The sequence below is a fragment of the Arthrobacter castelli DSM 16402 genome, from assembly GCF_000430705.1.
GTDB classification, from domain to species: domain Bacteria; phylum Actinomycetota; class Actinomycetes; order Actinomycetales; family Micrococcaceae; genus Arthrobacter_C; species Arthrobacter_C castelli.
In genome coordinates this window covers 1-2830 of the sequence record NZ_AUMN01000046.1, presented here as the reverse complement: position 1 = coordinate 2830, position 2830 = coordinate 1, and the positions used below count along the sequence as shown (strand labels likewise).

At 68.0% G+C, this 2830-nt stretch carries 4 protein-coding genes; 2 read left to right on the top strand and 2 right to left on the bottom strand.

The genetic code is table 11. The features are described from left to right. Nucleotides 1–96 precede the first annotated feature (96 nt). Together H535_RS29275 and H535_RS29270 are read left to right on the top strand one after the other, a co-directional pair. A complete protein-coding gene (locus H535_RS29275) occupies nucleotides 97–252 on the top strand; it encodes a hypothetical protein (RefSeq protein WP_155838828.1) in 156 nt (51 codons plus the stop codon). Next, nucleotides 249–461 carry a hypothetical protein gene (locus H535_RS29270; RefSeq protein WP_155838827.1) on the top strand — a complete coding sequence of 71 codons (213 nt, stop codon included), beginning with the start codon at nucleotides 249–251 and terminating at the stop codon, nucleotides 459–461. The genes H535_RS29275 and H535_RS29270 overlap by 4 nt, the downstream gene beginning before the upstream one ends. Before the next feature lie 335 nt (nucleotides 462–796). On the opposite strand, the gene H535_RS27245 is transcribed toward H535_RS29270, so the two are convergent. Together H535_RS27245 and H535_RS0121595 are read right to left on the bottom strand one after the other, a co-directional pair. After that, the gene (locus H535_RS27245; protein WP_081416879.1) at nucleotides 797–1153 is read right to left on the bottom strand and encodes a recombinase family protein; all 357 of its coding nucleotides are present in this window, start codon (nucleotides 1151–1153) and stop codon (nucleotides 797–799) included. Nucleotides 1154–1446: 293 nt separating this feature from the next. Next, nucleotides 1447–2640: an alcohol dehydrogenase catalytic domain-containing protein gene (locus H535_RS0121595; protein WP_026821179.1), complete on the bottom strand. Its 1194-nt coding sequence runs from the start codon at nucleotides 2638–2640 to the stop codon at nucleotides 1447–1449. Nucleotides 2641–2830: the final 190 nt, after the last annotated feature.

Here is a 2830-nt window from a genome sequence, read left to right as displayed (position 1 = left end):
GGTCGGCCGGGGACATCATCAGAGGGGTTGCTGGAGCGGACATACTCCATTCTATCAACTCACGCTCTAACTATTTGCGTGACACACCACTAGGTCGTGGACCTGCTGGCCGCCGAGAACGTCCCGCAGCTGGCGACCACGATCCCCACCCGCGAGAGCTTCAAGCACACCCACGGCACCTACCCCACCCGCACCGCGCTCGGCCCCTGGATCCAGGTCGCCGAGGAGATCCAGGAGATAACCCGCCCGTGAGCACCAAGCCCACCCCCGGCGCCGCCCGCGGCCGTCACACCCCCGCCCCGGCCACTCCGACCGACGGCCCGGACATGACCCTGGCCTACGCCGCCCACGCCCAGGCCGCCACCGAGCCCATCAAGGCCACCTCCATCCGCCTGCCGAACGCCTGCACAAGCACCTGCGCCGGCACAGCGTCGAGGCCGGGGTACCCATGTCCCAGCTGATCATCCAGGCCATCGAAGCCCAGCACCCCGAACAGTGACCGCACTACCGCAGTAACGCAAGCGTGAATGCGGTACTGCGGTAGTTGCACTGCTACCCCGGTCTGAGCAAGGGTGATGCCCGGTGGGGGCTACCGGGTGGCCGCGCGCGGCCCGGGCGGAAGTGAAATGCCCCCGCCCCCTATATCGATCAAGACAAGGGCGGGGGCGCCCACACTAGAACGGGAGAACAGGCGGCTCACTCACTGTCGCGGCCCTTAAAGAAGGACATCGCGACGGGTCTCACCCTACGGGGAAGAACCGACCCGAACCGCGGACATCCACAGGGCGCGGGCCGTTCAGGGCTGGCCGGCCTTGGTGGTGTCAAGTGCCTTGTAGATCGTGGGCCGAGAAACTCCGAACGAGCGTGTCACAGCGGCCACGGGCTGCCCTCCGGCCACCGCGGCCCGGACCGCGGCGGTCTTCTCCTCATCCAACTTCGGCTTCGGCCCCGGACGCCGTCCGGCCGCACGGGCCCGGGCCACGCCCTCGAAGGTGCGCTCACGCAGCAGATCCCGTTCCCACTCGGCCAGCATCAACAGCATGTTCAGCATCAGCCGTCCCGAGGCCGTGGAGGTGTCCAGGTCCACGTCCAACGCCTGCAAGCCGATCCCCCGATCAGCCAGGGCCTGCACGGTGCGCAACGCATCCGGCAGGGACCGGCCAACCGGTCCAGACGCATGACGACGAGGGTGTCCTCCCCATCACGCAGGATGGCCGGTCGCACTGATCCTCTACGGTCGAGACGGCGGGGATGTCACACCGTCATCGGCAACGGCATGCCCATCTCGGCCCGGTGCATCCTGGGCATCGCGCTATTGTTGGGCATCGTGACGACGCCGCCAGAGCGGACCGGGCACCCATGCGGCACCGCGCACCCCACTTTGGCGGAGTGCGCGGTGCGGTGGAGAACCACCCAGACTGAGCCTGACGAAACAGGCGGCGTCGCTCAGCGGGCGATCATCCCGTGGGGGTCGATGACGAACTTCTCCACGGAGCCCTGGTCGAACTCCGCGTAGGCCTGGGGTGCCTCGTCCAGGCTGATCACGCGCGGGTTGACCATCTCCGTCAGGTACGGCATCCGGTCCCACAGGATCGACATCATCAGCTGGCGGTTGTAGCGCATGATGGGCGCCTGGCCGCCGATGATGTGGGGCGACTTGATCCAGGCCTTGCCGAAGTCCACCGGGAAGGTGCCCTCCTGCTCGGCCTTCGTCTCCGCGATCGGGTCCGGCCCGTAGATGCCGATGATGCCCGTGGCTCCGCCCGGACGGGTGATGTCCAGGACCTGGTTCACGGCGGCGATCGGCTGCATCTCATCGGCCGCGGAGCCCAGGCCGTGGGCCTCGGAGCCGACGTAGTCCACCGCGCAGTCCACCATCGGCTCGCCGAGGATGTCGTTCACGGCGTCCTGCAGGTTCTCCGTGGCGGAGAGGTCGATAGTCTCGCAGCCGTGCTTGCGTACCAGCTCCAGCCGCGAGGCGTCCTGGTCGCCCACGATGATGCACGAGGCGCCCAGCAGCCGAGCGGCAGCCGCGGCGCACCGGCCCACGGGGCCGGCACCGGCGATGTAGACGGTGGAGCCGGGCTTGGCGCCGGCCGCCATGAGACCGTGGAACGCCGTGGGGAGGATGTCCGAGAGCACGGCCAGATCCAGGATCTTCTCCATAGCCTGCTCCTGGTCCGGGAAGCGCAGCAGCTGGAAGTCGGCGTACGGCACGAACAGGTACTCGGCCTGTCCGCCCTGGAAATCGCCCAGGTTGAAGCCGTAGGCGGCGCACGCCTGCTCCGGGTTGGCGGTCTCACACACCTCGGTGCGGCCGGCGCGGCAGTTGCGGCAGCGGCCGCAGGCCACGTTGAACGGCACGGAGACGAGGTCACCCTCCTTCAGGAACTGGACGTCGCTGCCGACCTCCAGCACCTGGCCGGTCATCTCGTGACCCAGCACCATGCCCTCGGGCACGGGGAAGGACCCGCGGTAGATGTGCAGGTCGCTGCCGCAGATGTTGGTGGCGACGATCTTGAGGATGACGCCGTGCGGGGCGGCGGAGCCGTCGGGCATCTCCAGCTTGGGGAAGTCCAGCTCGTCGACGCGCACGTCCTTGATGCCGTGGAATGCCACGGCGCGGTTCTTGGTGGTCATGGAAACTGTTGCCTTTCGGTCTCTAGCGAGGCCCTTGACGGGGCGGGAGGAGGGGCGAACCCGAGGGGGAGTCCCGGTCACGGGCTGTACGGAAACACTAGGGCGTGTCTGACAATGAGTCCAGGGGCCGGCTGGCACCTTGGAAGGCATGTCCCGGTTCCACATCCTCTCTGATGCTCAGTGGGAGCTG